The sequence below is a fragment of the Pseudomonas sp. TH07 genome, assembly GCF_016651285.1.
GTDB lineage: Bacteria > Pseudomonadota > Gammaproteobacteria > Pseudomonadales > Pseudomonadaceae > Aquipseudomonas.
The window spans coordinates 4,635,904-4,651,438 of record NZ_JAEKED010000001.1 but is presented as its reverse complement, the minus strand read 5'-3'; the positions used below and the strand labels follow the sequence as shown (position 1 = coordinate 4,651,438).

Sequence of the window (15,535 nt, the reverse complement as noted above, 5' to 3'; positions counted from 1 at the left end):
CATCTGCATGGACCCGCTGCACATCCTGTCGAGCGAACACTGGCAGGTCAGTTATCGTCGTGACGCCCGCTATCCGGGCAGTTTGATCGTTTCCTCGGTCGCCGAGGCCAGCGACATCGTTGACCTCGCGCCCCAGGCGCTGCTCGCCCTCGGCCCGGCACTGGCCTGGACCGAGAGCCTGCTGCAGACGCAATACGCGCCCGTCAAGGTGGTGTTCTACAAACTGGGGTTCTCCAAGGGCTTCAGCGTGCACTTTCATGTACTGCCGGTGACCCAGGCGCTGCTCGGGCAAATCAGCGCCCACCCGGACTACCCCACCGAGCCGGACGGCAACGATGCCATCCTGTTTGTCAGCCGGGTCTATGCCGAACGGGCCCTGACCCCGGCCGAGCGGGTGCTGCAAGCGGACGAGGCGGCGCGCCTGCGGCACTGCGCGCGGGACTTGCCGGCGCCTGATGCGAGCAGCCGTTAAGGCCCGGATATTTATTTTCCGCACCCTGCATCCAGATCGCCGCCTGGCGGGTAGTACTGACAGCAGCCCCCTGATGCTGCCCGGCTACCCCCCTTTCTGGAGCGCTACCCATGAATGCCAAACACTTGTTCAGCCTTGTCGCCACTCCCCTTGCCGCCAGCGCCTGGCTCCTGGCGATGCCCGCCGCCCAGGCCCAGACCGAGCTGCCGGAAAGCGTGCGGGTGCCTGCCGGGCACACCATCGCCCTGGAAACCGTCGGCGTCGGCGAGATCACCTATGAATGCCGGGACAAGGCCAACGCCGCCGGCCAGACCGAATGGTTTTTCGTCGGTCCCAAGGCGGTGCTCAATGATCGCAGCGGCAAGCCGGTCGGCAGCTACTTCGGCCCACCCGCCACATGGCAGGCCAAGGACGGCTCGACAATCACCGGCACCCAGGTGGCGGTCGCCCCCTCCAGCGCAGGCAACCTGCCCTATCAACTGGTCAAGGCCAACCCGGCCGACGGCAAGGGCGCCATGACCGGCGTCAGCTATGTCCAGCGGGTGGCGCTCAAGGGCGGCGTGGCGCCGAGCGCGGCCTGCACCAGCGCCAACAAGGGCCAGCGCGAGCAGGTGCAATACCAGGCTGACTATATTTTCTGGGCCGCCAAATAAGCGGTAACACAAACAGCGAAATGGCCGGACCTGAACTCGTCTACGCTGCCTTTCGCGAGCCCCGGCCACCCGGCCGGGGCGCTGACCACCTGTAGACGGCCAAAACCTGTGTCCTTGCCCGAGACGCTGTTCGACTATGAAGCCAGCCTCGCCGCCTGCGCCCGCGGCGAGCGTCAGGCGCTGCAGGCGTTGTACCAGCAGGAAGGCCCGCGCCTGCTGGGCGTGGCCAGGCGCCTGGTGCACGATACCGCGCTGGCCGAAGACATCGTGCACGACGCTTTCATCAAGATCTGGACCGGCGCCGCCAGCTTCGATCCACTGCGCGGCGATGCCCGGGGCTGGATCTTCAGCATTACCCGGCACCTGGCTTTGAATTTCCTGCGGCGCCAGGGCCGCGAAGTGCAGGTCGACGAGGCCGCAGTCGAGGCCCTGCACGCCTTGCATGAGTGGCCGGCCGAGCCCCACGGCGAACAGCTGGCCCAGGGCGGGCGCATCCTGCACTGCCTGGAGCAACTGGAACCGGCGCGCCGCGAGTGCATTCTCAAGGCCTATGTCGACGGTTACTCCCACGCGCAGATTTCACACAAACTGGGCACCCCGTTGGGCACCGTCAAAGCCTGGATCAAGCGCAGCCTCACGGCACTGCGGGAGTGCATGGGATGAACCGCGAGCCGACAGACGACACCCTGGAGCAACTGGCCGGCGAATACGTGCTGGGTACCCTGGAGGGCAAACAGCGCGACGCCCTGCAACGTCGTCTGGCCAGCGAACCGCGGCTGCGCGCTGCGGTGGATGCCTGGGAACAGCGCCTGCATCCCTTGACCCAACTGGCTGCGCCGCACCCACCTTCGGCGCATTTGTGGAGCCGGATCGAACGCAGCCTCGGCGACAGCCAACCCCGATCACATGCCCCTCCCCGCGCCTCGGTATCCGCCTGGTGGAATCTACTGCCTCTGTGGCGCGGGCTGGCGGCGACCGGGCTGGCCGTCAGCCTGATTCTGGGCAGCCTGCTATTGACCCGGGCCGTGCCGGTCAGCACACCGACCTACCTGGTGGTGCTGGTGGCACCGCAAAACCAGGCCCCCGGCTGGGTGGTCCAGGCCAGCAACCCACGGGAAATCCAGCTGATCCCCCTGGGAATTGCCCAAGTTCCGGCGGACAAGGCCCTGGAATTCTGGACCAAGGGCGACGACTGGCAAGGCCCGGTTTCCCTGGGCCTGGTCAAGCCCGGGCAGACCCTGCACGTGCCCCTGGACAAACTGCCCCCTCTGGAAGCCAACCAGTTGTTCGAGCTGACCCTGGAACAAAGCACCGGCTCAGCCATCGGCAAACCCACAGGCCCGGTGCAATTCATTGGCCGCGCAGTGAAAGTCATCTAGGCCGCGAACGGGTATTTCCCGCCGTAACAAAATCTCACGCGTGAGCTATTGAGAATCAGCGAATTGATCTGTAGTGTTCTCACGCGTGATACCTGAGACACGGAGACACCCCAATGAAAACCCGCCTCCCCGCAAGCCCGCCCGACGATTCAACGGCGGATTCAGAGAGCCGACCAGGAGAGCCCGCAAAGGCCTCCAGCAAGAAACCATCCAGCTTCTATATGAAGCAGATGCGTGCCGGCCTCAGCGCCGCGGGTTATGTGAAACACGAAACTTGGGTGCTGCCGGAAAACCGCAGCGTACTCAAGGAACTCGAGAAGAAGCTGCGCCAGCCGCTGATGGCTGGCTCACCGGTATTGGAGAACAACATGATTGCAGGTGAAAACTGGTCCATCGATCGTCTCTTCAGCGCCTTGCAGGCACTCGATGAGGTGACCTCGCGGGAAATCACCCTGACCCTGATGCAAGGCTCCGAGCAGAGCATCAAGTTGCAGATGAACGAATACGGCGGCCTGCCGATTTACATCGCGGTGGTGGGCGAGCAGATCATCGTCGACACCGTGCTGGTGGATCTGGAATCGATCAACGACGTGGTCCGCTTCAACGACGCCGTGCTGCGCAGCCGGGAAATGTTCCCGCTGTCGTCGATCGGCATCGAGTCGATGCCCAATGGCCAGACGGTCTACAACATGTTCGGCGCGCTGAGCTCGGGTTCCAACCTGACCAACGTGGTGACCGAAGTGCGCACCCTGATCGACAACGTACAACGCGCCACTGAAGCCTTCGAAAGCTTCTTCAACTGATTTTCCCGAACCTGGAGCCTTCACCATGACTCAGTCCATCTGGAACAAACTCTTTACCGCCCTGCGCGGCGGCGCCAACGAAGTCGGCGAAGCCATTGCCGACCAACAGGCCCTGCGTATCCTCGACCAGGAAATCCGCGACGCCGACAGCGCCCTGGCCAACGCCAAGCGCGAGCTGGTGACCATCATGGCCAAGCACAAGCTGTCGTCCGAGCGCGTTGCCGAGTACAACGCCAAGATCGCCGACCTGGAATCCAAGGCCATGGCCGCCTTGCAGGCCAACCGCGAAGACCTGGCCCTGGAAGTGGCTGAAGCCATCTCCGGCCTGACCACCAGCCTCGACGCCGAGCAGAAGCAGTCTGCCGAATTCGGCACCTATGCCGAGAAGATGCGCAAGGACATTGCCAAGGCCGAAGCCCGGATCAAGAGCCTGCGCCAGCAAGTGGACATGGCCAAGGCCCGGGAAAGCGTGCAGAAAGCCCAGGTCAGTGCCTCCATCGCCAGCGGCGGGGCCAATGGCAAGCTGGAAACCGCAGTCGGCACCCTGAGCCGCCTGCAAGCCAAGCAGGACCAGCGCGCCGCCGAGCTCGAAGCCCATGAAGAATTGGCCGATTCCGCCAATGGCAACGACCTGGAGCGCCGCCTGCAGGAAGCCAACATCATCCCCAACCAGGGCAGCGCCAACGCGATTCTCGACCGTCTGAAAAAACAGTCGGCCGAGTAATCAGCCCACCTGTAGCCGCTGCCCGAGTCTTCGGCAGCGGCTACAGGTCTTGGCAGAACGGCCTTCAGGAGGGCCAGGATGGATGCAGTGAAAGGCTTCAAGACGCTGGCCGGGTTGGCGTTGCTGATGCTGGCGGTACAGGTGCTCAACAGCGCCCTTGGCTATAGCCTGAATATTTTCGGCCTGATCCCCCGTACCCTGCAGGGGTTGCCGGGGATTGTCCTGTCGCCCTTCCTGCACGGTTCATTCGGCCATCTGGCGGCCAACCTGGTGCCCTTCCTGCTGCTCGGTGCCCTGGTGATGACCGAAGGCCTGAAGCGCTTTGTCAGCGTCAGCCTGACCATCATCCTGCTCGGCGGCGCCCTGGTCTGGTTGTTCGGTTTCAGGGGCATCCACGTGGGCGCCAGCGGCTGGGTCTTCGGTTTGTGGGCCTACATCCTGGCCCGTGCCTGGTTCCTGCGCAGCTGGGGCAGCCTGCTGGCCGCCAGCGTGGTGATGTTCCTGTATTCGGGGCTGATTTTCGGCTTTATCCCCCGCGCCGGCGTGTCCTTCGAAGGGCATATCGCCGGTGCCTTCGCCGGCTTCGTCGCCGCGAAAAGCCTTTTCTCGCGCCCGCGGGCGATGTCTAATGCGCCCCGGTAACCCCTCGCTCACACTTGCCGCGCGCCATGCCCGGCAGCGCTGAGCGTTGCATCGCCCCACTCGCCTCAAGGACATCAGCAATGGGATGGTTTAAACAATTCCTCGGTTTTGAAGCCCCGAAAGCCCAGGCGAGCCTACCCGCCGTCGGTCCCCTGGGCCTGGCCCAAGGGCTGGCCGTCAGCTTCGACCCAACCCTCAAGCTGCTGCTCGACGGCAAGAGCGCGGTGGTGATTCCCGACACCCAGCAGATCTGGAGCCAGGGCGTGGTCGACCTCGGCCAGTCCAACTGGCTGTCGCGCTTTTACATGAACGACGAAGACTACTGGCTGCAGATCCACACCAGCGGCGCGGTCGACGGCCAGGTCGAATCGGTGATCCTGTTCAACTACCTGAGCTACGTGACCATCAGCAGCGAAGCCGAGTTGCGCCGCCTGGCCGGCCCCGACAGCCTGATCGGGCTGCCCGGCTACAGCCATGACGGCGCCGAATACAGTCGCGAATGGGGCACCGAAGCCGGTCAGACCGAACTGGTGGCCTTCAGCGAACGGGTCAGCAACCCGGACCAGTCCTATGTCGTCGAACACCGCTCCATGCTCTATGCGCGGGACACCGGCCTCACCGATCGCCGCGAGTTCCTGCTGTTTTCCGTGGAAGAAGACGCCGAAGGCAGCATCAGCCTCAGCACTTCCCTCGGCATCTCGCTGTACATGACCGACTTGCAACCTCTCTGACCAAGGACCAGGCCCATGCTTGAAGCACTTTCGATTTCCCTGAACAAATTCGCCGTGATCGGCTTTGTCACCTACATCCTCGGCGCCGCGGTGCTGTTCGGCCTGTTCCAGTTCGTCTACACCCGCCTGACGCCGCACAAGGAATTCGAGCTGATCCGCGAAGGCAACGTCGCCGCCGCCATTGCCCTGGGTGGCGCGATCATCGGCTTCGCGATCCCGGCCAGCAATGTCATCGCCTACTCCATCAGCCTGCTGGACTTCGTGGTCTGGGCGCTGATCGCCGCCGTGGTGCAGATGCTCGCTTTCTTCATGACCAGCCTGGTGCTCAAGGGCACCTCGGAACGCATCCGCCGGGGTGAAGTCGCCGCCGGCATCTACGTGGCAGCAGTGGCCATCAGCGTCGGCCTGCTCAATGCCGCTTGCATGACCCCTTCCCAGAACTGATGGCCTGAACGGAGTCCGTGATGAAACGAAGTCAATACGTTCAGCTGTCCCTGGCGACCTCGGTGGCCCTGGCGATTTCCGGCTGCAATTCCGAGCCGGATACCATTTCCGTGCAACAGAAATTCAACTTCCAGTCGGTGCAGGAATGCGTCGACGGCAAGCTCCCGGTCGACATCTGCTCCGACGCCTATATCAAGGCCATGGCCGAACACCGCAGCCGCGCGCCGCTGTATGACAACCAGGCCGATTGCGACGCCGATTTCGTCGAGAACTGGTGCCAGCAGGAGTCCAACGGCAAGTTCATCCCCAAACTCGGCGGCTTCCAGATCTCCGCCGACGGCACCTTCACCCAGGCCGACCTCGACCGGGCCAAGGCTGCGGGCATGGACGCCGGCAACTCGGGCAACTCCGGCGGTTCCGGCGGCTCGACCAACGGCCTGCTGACCGGGCTGCTGATCGGCAATATGCTCAGCGGCGGCAATCGCAGCTACTACTCCGAACCGGTGTACCGCTACCGCGACGACCGCGGCGGTTACGCCAACTCGACGCTGAACCAACGCATCGACTCCGGCTCGACCTTCAGCCGGTCGCGCCAGGCGCAGATGGGCAACAGCTTCAAGAACACGCGGCCGATCTCCGTCGCCTCCTCCACCTCGCGCGGCGGTTTCGGCAGCCAGGCCAGCGCCCGCAGCGGTTGGGGCGGATCGAGCAAAAGCTCGGGGCGCTCCAGCAGCTAAGGAAACTACGGCGATGCAGAAGATCCCCTTCAAGGAACGCCCGGACTGGCGGCAGACCGCAGAAAAGCTCGGCTTCATGTTCCATACCATCGATGGCGAAGCCTATTGGGACGAGAGCGCCTACTACCAGTTCAGCCTCAAGCAGATCGAAAACGACCTTGAGGACCCGACCACCGAGATCCATGAAATGTGCATGGACCTGGCGAACAAGGTGGCGCGCAGCGAAGAGTTGCTGGAACGCCTGAGCATCCCGCCGGCGTTTCACGACCTGGTGTGCAACTCCTGGCTCGAAGGCCACCCGCACCTGTACGGCCGCCTGGACTTTTCCTATGCCGGCACGGGACCGGCCAAGCTGCTGGAGCTGAACTACGACACCCCCACCAGCCTCTATGAAACCGCCGCGTTCCAGTGGGGCTGGCTGGAGCAGAATATCGAGCGTGGCCTGCTGCCGCGGCATGCCGACCAGTTCAACAGCATCGACACCCGCCTGCACCAGGCCTTCGCCCAGCTGGGGATCAAGCGCCCGTTCTACTTCGCCTCGATGAAAGAGTCGGTGGAAGACAAGGCCACCACCGACTACCTGCGGCTGGTGGCGGAACAGGTCGGCATCGAATCGCGCCATATCGACATCGAAGACATCGGCCTCAACGCCGAAGGACGCTTCGTCGACCTGGAAGAACGCTGGATCCCACACCTGTTCAAGCTGCATGCCTGGGAGTTCATCTTCCACGAACCCTTCGGCGCCGCCATCGCCCAGTGCGACACGCAGTTCTTCGAGCCGGCCTGGAAGGCGATCATCTCCAACAAGGGCATCCTGCCGCTGCTTTGGGAGTTCAACCAGGGCCACCCGAACCTGCTGGAAAGCTACCTCGACCCGCACCCCAACAGTGCGGTGCCCAAGGGCTGGGTGCGCAAGCCGTTCTTCTCCCGCGAGGGGGCCAATATCGAACTGCGCACCGCCGACGATCAGGTGGTCAAGGAAGACGGGCCTTACACCGACGCGCCCTTTATCCTCCAGGCCCTGGCCCCGCTGCCGCGTTTTGATGACAGCTACACCCTGATCGGCTCCTGGGTGATTGGCGACCAGGCCGCTGGCATTGGCGTGCGTGAAGACAACAGCCTGATCACCAAGGACTCCAGCCGCTTCCTGCCGCACCTGATTCTCGACTGACGCAACTCGCCCTTTGCCTTCCCTGCTCCGCCCGGAGCAGGCATTCCAGCCAGGAATGCATCCCAGTCGAAACATGAATTTCATTTATCCGAATAGGGCATTTAAGGTAAGCAGCACCTGAACCCAAGGAGCTGCACATGCCCAACTCGCCCAATCCGTCCGTGGATAAGTTCGACGCCTCGCGCGCCGATGAATACGCCCAACAGAGCCGCATCGCCCTGGCTGGTTACGACGCCTGCCATGACCTGCTGGCGTGCATGCTGGCGGCGCATCTGGGATCCGGGCAGCCGGCGCGGATCCTGGTGGTGGGGGCTGGCGGCACCGCTCAGGAGATTCTAGCTTGCGCGGCGCTGGAGCCGTTGTGGCAGTTCTGTGCCGTGGACCCGTCGGCGGCGATGCTCGAACTTGCCGTCAGCCAACTCCAGGCCCGTGACTTGCTGGAACGCACCGACGTGCACCTGGGCACCCTCGACGACTTGGCCGAGGGCGAAGCCTATGACGCCGCGACGCTGGTCGGGGTCCTCCATCACCTGCCGGGTGAAGCCGCGAAACAGAAGATCCTCGCCCAGCTCGCTCAGCGCCTGAAACCGGGGGCGCCGTTGATTCTGGCCGGCAACCAGCAACCCTACGCCAGCCAGCCCCTGCTGCTCGCGGCCTGGGGCCAGCGCTGGCGGCAACAGGGGGCCAGCGCCGAGCAGGTGCAGGCCAAGCTTGGCAAAATCCTCCAGGGTGCCGACCCGCCGGCCTCGGAAGCGGCCATCGCGCAACTGCTGGCTGACGCCGGCTTCGGTGCGCCGACGCGGTTTTTCTCGAGCCTGTTCTGGGGCGCCTGGCTGGCCGAACGCAACGTCGACTGATCAGCCGAGCGCGCCCTTGTAGCCCAGGTTCCAGGAAATCCTCAGGGCCGCCCGGCGCACAGCTTCGACATAGGGCGCGGGCGGCACCCGGGGAATGTGCTGCAAGGTGCCGACCAGCGCCAGGGTTCCGGTCAGCTCATGGGTGGCACCAAAGATCGGCGCCGCCAGGGCGCAGATGCCCAGGGTCTCTTCCTCGATGGCCAGCGCGTAGCCCCGGGCCCGGGCTTCGTGCACCTGGCGCTGGAGCTCGGCGACCTCCACCACCGTGTGCTCGGTAAAGCGCTGCAACGGCGCGCCATGGACCAACTGCGCCAGCAACTTGTCCGAGTGCGCCAGTGCCAGCTTGCCCTGGGCATTGCAGTGCATGGACAACTCGGTGCCCGGGCGCACGCCGATCTCCAGCGACGCCTTGCCCAGGCTGGTGGTGACCACCGTCAGGCGCCCGCCTTCGAGCACCGACAGCACCACCGACAGCCCCAGCTCCTCGCGCAAATCACGCATTGCATCGGCCGAGGCACTCAGCAGATCAATACCCGAGGCCGCCGCCTGACCCAGGACATAGGCGCGAATCCCCAGGCGGTAGCGCGAAGTCGCCGGGTTCTGGCTCAAGTAACCGCGTTCCACCAGGGTTTTCAGGTGCCGGAACACCGAGCCCTTGGTGGTGGACAGCTTCAGCGCCAGCTCACTGACGCCGATCTCGCCCGATGCCGCAGCGACCTGCTCCAGCACGTCCAGCGCCAATTGCACGGAGCGCACTCCGCCCTTGCCTGTTTCGTCGCTCATTACCGCTCCCTGAAAAAGTCGTGTGGTGGCCCTTGCTGGCAAGTTTCCTGCAACCTGATTCGTTTCGCCAGGCGGTACGCACGTTTCTTGATCTCGGTTATTTCTCACGCCACAGGCTGAAAAGCAAGAGATTGCCGGCCAAGCCCGCGAACGGTTAAAGCGAACGCCTAACCTGGGCAGGCGCAACGCGGCCAACCAATGAAATAAGCCATTGATCTGATTGGAAAAGCCAAAACCCGGCTGCAACCGCTATCAAAGAAAACCAAAAAAACGCTCACTCAGAGAAATAGTATTTTTCTGTAAGAAATAAAATATCGTTTGACGCTCAGTATAAATCCTCGTAAATATGAAACCACGTCACGCATACGCTTACGATTCATGCACGAGGAACAGATTATGACGGCGCTCGATTCAGCCCTTGCCCGCAAGGACATCGCCCACCACCTGCACCCCCAGACCAACCTGCGGCTGCACGAACAGGTCGGCCCCCTGGTCATGGAGCGTGGCGAGGGGATCTACGTATTCGATACCCAAGGCCAACGCTTTATCGAAGGGATGTCGGGCCTGTGGTGCGCGACCCTGGGTTTCAGCCAGCCACGCCTGGCCCAGGCCGCCTATCAGCAGTTATTGACCCTGCCCTATCAGCAGACCTTCGCCCACCGCACCACCCAACCGGTGATTGACCTGGCCACCGCGCTGATCGAACGGGCGCCCTCGACCTTGAGCAAAGTGATCTTCCAGAGCTCGGGCTCGGAAGCCATCGACAGCGCGATCAAGCTGGTGCGCTATTACCACACGGCCATCGGCCAGCCGCAGAAGCACAGGCTGATCGCCCGCCAGCGCGGCTACCACGGCACCACGCTGGCCGCCGCCAGCCTCACCGGCCTGCCGAACATGCATAAAGGCTGGGGCGACCCGCTGGCCGATGTGATCCACGTGCGCTGCCCGCACCTGTATCGCCAGGGTCAGCCCGGGGAGAGCGAAGAAGCCTTCAGCACGCGCCTGGCCGCCGAGCTGGAACAGACCATCCTCAAGCACGGCCCGGAAACCATCGGCGCGTTCTTCGCCGAACCGGTGATGGGCACCGGCGGCGTCATCGTCCCGCCCACCGGTTACTTCGCCAAGATCCAGGCCGTGCTGCGCAAGTACGACATCCTGCTGGTGGCCGACGAGGTGATCTGCGGCTTCGGCCGTACCGGGCACTATTGGGGCTCCCAGGCCATGGGCCTGAAACCGGACATGCTGACCTGCGCCAAGGGCCTGTCGGCGGCCTTCCAACCCATTTCTGCTTTACTGATCAGCGACACGATCTACCAAGCCATTGCCGACCAGAGCAACGTCCTGGGCGGCTTCGGCCATGGCTACACCTACGGCGGCCACCCGGTGGCGGCGGCGGTGGCCCTGGAAACCCTGGCCCTGTACGACGAGCTGGATATCCTGGGCAATGTCGCCGCCGTGGCGCCGCGGTTCCAGGCGGGCGTCCGGGCCTTTGCCGACCATCCGTTGATCGGTGAAGCCCGCGGCATCGGCCTGATGGCGGCCCTGGAGTTCGTCGCCGACAAGGACAGCCGCGAACCCTTCCCCGCGCACCTCAAAGTCGCGGCCCGGGTCGCCGAAGCCCTGCAACGGCGCGGTGTGCTGCTGCGAGCCCTGGGCGACACCCTGGTCATGGCGCCACCGCTGATCATCGACGCGGCCCAGGTCGAGGTCATCCTCACGGCCGTCGCCGAGTCCCTGGACGAGGTGTACGCGGAGCTGGCGCAATGAGCGCCGCGCCCCTGCTCAAAGAACCCATCAGACAACGAGCCGAGCCCATGAACGCAGCGTCCCCCCAGGCCTCGACGGCAGCCCCCGCAACGGGTGATACGGCCCTGGTGCGCTTTGAAAACGTGCACAAGACCTACGACGAGCGCAGCTGGGTGGTCAACGACCTGAACCTGCAGATTGCCCAGGGCGAATTCCTCTCGCTGCTGGGCCCCAGCGGCTCGGGCAAGACCACCACGCTGATGATGCTGGCCGGCTTCGACGCACCGGATCGCGGGCGGATCCTCATGGATGGCCAGGACATCAGCCGACTGCCGGCCTACAAGCGCGACATGGGCGTGGTGTTCCAGAGTTACGCCCTGTTTCCGCACATGACCGTGGAACAGAACGTGGCCTTCCCCCTCAACCTGCGCAATGTTCCGGCCGCAGAACGCACCCAGCGCGTCGGCGAAGCCCTGGAGCTGGCGCAACTGGGTGGCTTTGCCTCGCGCAGCCCGGCTCAGTTGTCGGGCGGGCAGCAGCAACGGGTGGCGCTGGCCAGGGCCCTGGTCTATCGCCCGCGCATGTTGCTAATGGACGAACCCCTGGGCGCCCTGGACAAGGCCCTGCGCGAACGCATGCAGCTGGAGCTCAAGAGCATCCATCGCCAGCTCGGCATCACCTTTGTCTACGTCACCCATGACCAGGACGAAGCCATGACCCTGTCCGACCGGGTCGCGGTGTTCCATGAAGGCAAAATCGCCCAGATCGACAGGCCGGAAGCGATCTACAACCGCCCCAGCAGCCGTTTCGTGGCCAACTTCCTGGGTGAGACCAACCTCCTCGAGGGCCGGATCAGCCACCTGGGCAACGGCAGCGCGGGTATCCGCCTCAAGGAAGACGGCTCGCTGCACGAAGTGCCGTGCGCCAGCGCGACCCTGGCGGTCGGCGACCCGGCCGCCCTGGCGATTCGCCCGGAAAACGTGCGCCTGGCCAACCCCGGCGAACCGGCCCTGCACGCGCAGTTGGTGGACAGCATCTTCCACGGCGCCCATTGCAGCCTGCACTTGGTCCTGCCCAGCGGCGCACCGCTGATGCTCAAGCTCAACCCCGGCAGCCTGCAGCGCGCCCTGCCCCTGCCGGGCGAGCGTGTAGGGCTGGCGCTGCCACGGGAGCACGCGCTGATCCTGCCCTGAAACACCGGCCTTGCATAACAACAAACAGCTGCATCACGCCTTTCTATTGCTGCCACAAGAACGATTAAAAACCAGCTCTGGAGTCAAATCATGTTCAACCGCAGATCGCTTTTCACCTGTTCCACCCTGCTTTGCCTCGGCCTGGTCTCAGCCGCCGCACAGGCCCGCGACCTGACCGTGGTGTCCTGGGGCGGCAGCTACCAGGACGTGCAACGGCAGATCTTTTTTGCGCCCTACGCCAAGGCCTCGGGCAACAAGGTCCAGGAAGACTCCTGGGACAGCGGCATCGGCATCCTGCGGACCAAGGCCGAAGGCCCGGACAGCGGCTGGGACGTGGTCCAGGTCGAGGGCGAAGACCTGCAACTGGGGTGCAGCGAGGACCTGTTCCTGCCCCTGGACTTTGCGCGCATCGGCGGCAAGGACACCTACATCCCCTCGGCGATCAGCGAGTGCGGGGTCGGCGCCGCGGTCTACAACTTCGTCCTGGGTTATGACAAATCGAAACTGGCCGGCACACCCCAGGGCTGGGGCGACTTCTTCGACCTGAAGAAGTACCCGGGCAAACGCGCACTGCGCCAGGGCCCCAAGGGCAATCTGGAAATCGCCCTGATGGCCGACGGCGTGCCGGTGGCCGAGGTCTACAAAGTGCTCAACACCCCGGCCGGGGTCAGCCGCGCCTTCGCCAAGCTGGACCAGATCAAGGATCAGTTGCTGTTCTGGAAATCCGGCGGCCAGCCCATGCAGCTGCTGGCCTCCGGTGAAGTGGCGATGACCACCTCGTACAACGGCCGGGTGACCAATGCCATCAACCAGGATCACAAGCCCTTTGGCCTGGTGTGGAACCAGTCGCTGCAGACCATGGACAGCTGGGTGATCCTGCGCAATTCGCCGAACCCGGAAGCCGCCTACGGCCTGCTCAAGGAAATGGGCAACCCCGACCAGCAAAAGCTCTGGCCGGCCCTGCAACCGACCGGTATTACCACGATCAAGGGCATCGCCCAGGTTGACCCCAAGGTCCTCGCGGACATGCCCAGCGCGCCGCAGAACAGCGCCAACGTGCTGCAGATCGACGACAAGTTCTGGGTCGACCGGGTCGATGAGTTGAATGCCAAGTGGACCGCCTGGTCGGCCAAGTAACTATCCGAGGCCTCGAGATGACCACCTTCGCTGTTGCACTGCCGGTCGTGGCACGCAGAAATCATCGCGCGCTGTGGCGCGCCTATGCCCTGCTCGCGCCCCTGGTGCTGTTTTTACTGCTGACCTTCGTCGGCCCGATCGCCACTCTGCTGTGGCGGGGCGTGGCCGACAGCGAGCTGCCCGACGCACTGCCGCAAACCGCCCTGGCGCTCAAGCAATGGGATGGCCGCTCGGCGCCTGATGAGCGCCTGCTGCGCCCGTTCAGTGCCGATCTGCAACAGGTGTCGGCCAAGGACCTGGCGGGGCTCGCCCGCCGCCTGTCCTATGAGGCACCGCAGTTGCGCGCCATGCTCGCCACCGCCAAGCGCGGCGCCGCCAGCCTGGATGGCAGCGCCCAGGGGTTCGCGGCCCTCGACCCGCGCTGGCTGGAAAACGAAACCTGGCAAAGCTTCAAGCGCGCCAGCGGACCGGTCGGCAGTTACCACTTGCTGTCAGCGCTGGACCTCAAGCACGACTACAACCAGGGCATCGTCGGCAAGGGTGAAGAAGGCCTGTACCGCTCGATACTGCTGCGCACCTTCGCCATTGCCGCGGCCACCACGCTGATCTGCGTGCTGCTGGCATTCCCGCTGTGCGCCTACCTCGACCGGCGCACGCCGCGCACGCGCAACCTGTTGCTGCTGTTGATCCTGCTGCCGTTCTGGACCTCGATTCTGGTGCGCACCACGGCCTGGATGGTGCTGTTGCAGGACCAGGGCGTGGTCAATACCTCGTTGCTGTACCTGGGGTTGATCGATAGCCCGCTGCGCCTGCTGTACAACCGCTTCGGGGTGATCCTGGCGCTGGTCCACGTGATGCTGCCGTTCATGGTGTTTCCGTTGCTGGCAGCCATGCAGTCGAGCAACCGGCTGCTGGTCCAGGCCGCTTATTCCATGGGCGCACGGCCGTTGTTCACCTTCTTCCGGGTGTACCTGCCCCAGGTCCTGCCGGGCCTGGCGGCGGGGGCGCTGATGGTGTTTATCGTGACCCTGGGCTTTTACATCACCCCGGCGCTGATCGGCGGCCCCGGCGACCAGATGATCAGCTACTACATCGCCCAATTCACCACTGGCACCTTGAACTGGGGCCTGGCGTCCGCACTGGGCATCGTCCTGTTGACGGTCACCACCCTGCTCTATCTGATCCAGGCCCGGCTCGCCCGTGGCCGCTCCCAGGGGAGACACTGATGGTCAAGAACCCTAACGCCGGCGCTCTGAGCGTGTTCGGCTTTTTCAGCCTGTCCCTGAGCGGCTGGCTGGTGCTGGCTTTCCTGGTGCTGCCGATCCTGATCGTGCTGCCCCTGTCGTTCAGCGACAGCCGCTATATGTCGCTGCCCATCAGCGGCCTGACCCTGCATTGGTACCAGGCGTTCTTCGGTTCCAGCCAATGGCTGGGGGCGTTGTTCAACAGCTTTGCCATCGCCTGCCTCAGCACCTTGCTCGCGGTGGTGCTCGGCGGCCTCGCGGCCCTCGGGCTGAGCCATGACCGGCTGCCGGGGCGACGGTTTATCGAGGTGCTATTGATTGCGCCGATGATCGTGCCGGCCGTGATTGTCGGGGTCGGGATGTACTTCGTGTTTGCCAGCCTGGGCCTGACCCGGACCTTTACCGGCCTGGTCCTGGCCCACACCACCCTGGCCGTGCCCTTCGTGGTGATCAACGTCGGCTCGGCACTGGTCGGGCTCAACCAGCGCCTGCTCTGGGCAGCGGCCAGCATGGGCGCAACACCCTGGATCTGCTTGCGCAAGATCACCCTGCCACTGATTGCCCCCGGGCTGATTTCCGGCGGGTTGTTCGCCTTCGCCACGTCCCTGGATGAGGTGGTAGTCACCCTGTTCCTGGCCGGCCCCGACCAGCGCACCCTGCCCCGGGAAATGTTCACCACGGCCCGCGAATCCCTGAGCCCGGTGTTGCTGGCGGCGGCGACCATCATGGTGCTGTTCGCCACCTTGCTGCTGATGCTGTCGCGGCGCCTGAGCCAACCCGCAAAAGACCCTGCCTGAAGCCCGGCCCCGGTTCCAGGCC

At 64.3% G+C, this 15,535-nt stretch carries 18 protein-coding genes; 17 read left to right on the top strand and 1 reads right to left on the bottom strand.

The genetic code is table 11. From position 1 onward, the window contains the following. The first annotated feature begins 7 nt into the window (after positions 1–7). The 12 genes from JFU57_RS21605 (at position 8) to JFU57_RS21550 (ending at position 8,613) form a co-directional block, all read left to right on the top strand. Positions 8–472: a hypothetical protein gene (locus JFU57_RS21605; RefSeq protein WP_201130716.1), complete on the top strand. Its 465-nt coding sequence runs from the start codon at positions 8–10 to the stop codon at positions 470–472. 110 nt (positions 473–582) lie between these two features. Continuing rightward, the gene (locus JFU57_RS21600; protein ID WP_201130715.1) at positions 583–1,125 is read left to right on the top strand and encodes a DUF3455 domain-containing protein; all 543 of its coding nucleotides are present in this window, start codon (positions 583–585) and stop codon (positions 1,123–1,125) included. Positions 1,126–1,233: 108 nt separating this feature from the next. Next, complete coding sequence (locus JFU57_RS21595) at positions 1,234–1,788, top strand: sigma-70 family RNA polymerase sigma factor (RefSeq protein ID WP_201130714.1); 555 nt, start codon at positions 1,234–1,236, stop codon at positions 1,786–1,788. Beyond that, positions 1,785–2,504 carry an anti-sigma factor gene (locus JFU57_RS21590; RefSeq protein WP_201130713.1) on the top strand — a complete coding sequence of 240 codons (720 nt, stop codon included), beginning with the start codon at positions 1,785–1,787 and terminating at the stop codon, positions 2,502–2,504. Before JFU57_RS21595 ends, JFU57_RS21590 begins: the two co-directional genes overlap by 4 nt. A 113-nt stretch (positions 2,505–2,617) precedes the next feature. Beyond that, on the top strand, positions 2,618–3,307 hold the full coding sequence (locus tag JFU57_RS21585) for a YjfI family protein (protein ID WP_078471318.1): 690 nt from the start codon (positions 2,618–2,620) through the stop codon (positions 3,305–3,307). Positions 3,308–3,332: 25 nt separating this feature from the next. Next, a complete protein-coding gene (locus JFU57_RS21580; protein ID WP_078471319.1) occupies positions 3,333–4,031 on the top strand; it encodes a PspA/IM30 family protein in 699 nt (232 codons plus the stop codon). A gap of 78 nt (positions 4,032–4,109) precedes the next feature. Next, positions 4,110–4,673 carry a rhomboid family intramembrane serine protease gene (locus tag JFU57_RS21575; RefSeq protein ID WP_078471320.1) on the top strand — a complete coding sequence of 188 codons (564 nt, stop codon included), beginning with the start codon at positions 4,110–4,112 and terminating at the stop codon, positions 4,671–4,673. 80 nt (positions 4,674–4,753) lie between these two features. Further along, a complete protein-coding gene (locus tag JFU57_RS21570) occupies positions 4,754–5,404 on the top strand; it encodes a DUF2491 family protein (protein ID WP_201130712.1) in 651 nt (216 codons plus the stop codon). Positions 5,405–5,419: 15 nt separating this feature from the next. Continuing rightward, on the top strand, positions 5,420–5,848 hold the full coding sequence (locus JFU57_RS21565; RefSeq protein ID WP_078471322.1) for a DUF350 domain-containing protein: 429 nt from the start codon (positions 5,420–5,422) through the stop codon (positions 5,846–5,848). Between the two features lie 20 nt (positions 5,849–5,868). Next, positions 5,869–6,585 carry a DUF1190 domain-containing protein gene (locus JFU57_RS21560; protein WP_078471323.1) on the top strand — a complete coding sequence of 239 codons (717 nt, stop codon included), beginning with the start codon at positions 5,869–5,871 and terminating at the stop codon, positions 6,583–6,585. A gap of 13 nt (positions 6,586–6,598) precedes the next feature. Beyond that, complete coding sequence (locus tag JFU57_RS21555; RefSeq protein ID WP_078471324.1) at positions 6,599–7,756, top strand: glutathionylspermidine synthase family protein; 1,158 nt, start codon at positions 6,599–6,601, stop codon at positions 7,754–7,756. Positions 7,757–7,893: 137 nt separating this feature from the next. Further along, on the top strand, positions 7,894–8,613 hold the full coding sequence (locus JFU57_RS21550; protein WP_201130711.1) for a class I SAM-dependent methyltransferase: 720 nt from the start codon (positions 7,894–7,896) through the stop codon (positions 8,611–8,613). On the opposite strand, the gene JFU57_RS21545 is transcribed toward JFU57_RS21550, so the two are convergent. Then, complete coding sequence (locus JFU57_RS21545; protein WP_020296126.1) at positions 8,614–9,396, bottom strand: IclR family transcriptional regulator; 783 nt, start codon at positions 9,394–9,396, stop codon at positions 8,614–8,616. Positions 9,397–9,792: 396 nt separating this feature from the next. Here JFU57_RS21545 and JFU57_RS21540 point away from each other — a divergent pair, with 396 nt between their 5' ends. The 5 genes from JFU57_RS21540 (at position 9,793) to JFU57_RS21520 (ending at position 15,513) form a co-directional block, all read left to right on the top strand. After that, complete coding sequence (locus JFU57_RS21540) at positions 9,793–11,163, top strand: aminotransferase (protein ID WP_201130710.1); 1,371 nt, start codon at positions 9,793–9,795, stop codon at positions 11,161–11,163. Between the two features lie 47 nt (positions 11,164–11,210). Continuing rightward, complete coding sequence (locus JFU57_RS21535; protein ID WP_020296128.1) at positions 11,211–12,335, top strand: ABC transporter ATP-binding protein; 1,125 nt, start codon at positions 11,211–11,213, stop codon at positions 12,333–12,335. A gap of 90 nt (positions 12,336–12,425) precedes the next feature. Then, positions 12,426–13,472: an ABC transporter substrate-binding protein gene (locus tag JFU57_RS21530; RefSeq protein ID WP_078471328.1), complete on the top strand. Its 1,047-nt coding sequence runs from the start codon at positions 12,426–12,428 to the stop codon at positions 13,470–13,472. Positions 13,473–13,489: 17 nt separating this feature from the next. Then, positions 13,490–14,698 (top strand): ABC transporter permease, encoded by a 1,209-nt coding sequence (locus JFU57_RS21525; protein WP_078471549.1) that lies wholly within the window; start codon positions 13,490–13,492, stop codon positions 14,696–14,698. After that, entirely contained in the window at positions 14,698–15,513 is an 816-nt protein-coding gene (locus tag JFU57_RS21520; RefSeq protein WP_201130709.1) for an ABC transporter permease, read from the top strand. The genes JFU57_RS21525 and JFU57_RS21520 overlap by 1 nt, the downstream gene beginning before the upstream one ends. The last annotated feature ends 22 nt before the right edge of the window (positions 15,514–15,535 follow it).